We start from the raw sequence: 398 nt of genomic DNA, 5'->3' as shown, positions 1-398 counted from the left end.
CTGGGATCCCTCCTCCACTTTTTTTAATTCATTGCTTAGTGAAGAAAACATGGGTGCGGATATTTCAAAGCCCTACCCGTTTTATCTCGCCTATGCAATAGAAAATGAAGTGGAAGATTTGGGTGATATCAATGACTGGCAGCCGGAATGGAAATGGGATGGCATACGTGGACAAATCATTAAACGCAATAATGAATTTTTTGTATGGAGCCGTGGTGAAGAACTGGTGACAGAAAAATTTCCGGAGTATGATGCGTTTAAAAATGCGCTACCAAATGGAACAGTGCTGGACGGCGAGATCATTTGTATTGCACCAGGAAAAGTAAATGGCATTGTATCTCCTTTACCGTTTTCGGTTTTGCAAACAAGGATCGGGAGAAAAAACATCACTAAAAAAC

The 398-nt window shown here is 41.0% G+C and carries 1 pseudogene; it reads left to right on the top strand.

Going from position 1 to position 398, the window contains the following annotated elements:
• Window positions 1-49: 49 nt before the first annotated feature.
• Window positions 50-398: pseudogene (locus I6F37_RS43340) on the top strand (ATP-dependent DNA ligase); the annotation flags it as partial.

The organism is Bradyrhizobium sp. NBAIM08 (assembly GCF_020193935.1).
GTDB lineage: Bacteria > Pseudomonadota > Alphaproteobacteria > Rhizobiales > Xanthobacteraceae > Bradyrhizobium > Bradyrhizobium yuanmingense.
This window is presented reverse-complemented; position numbering and strand designations above follow the sequence as displayed.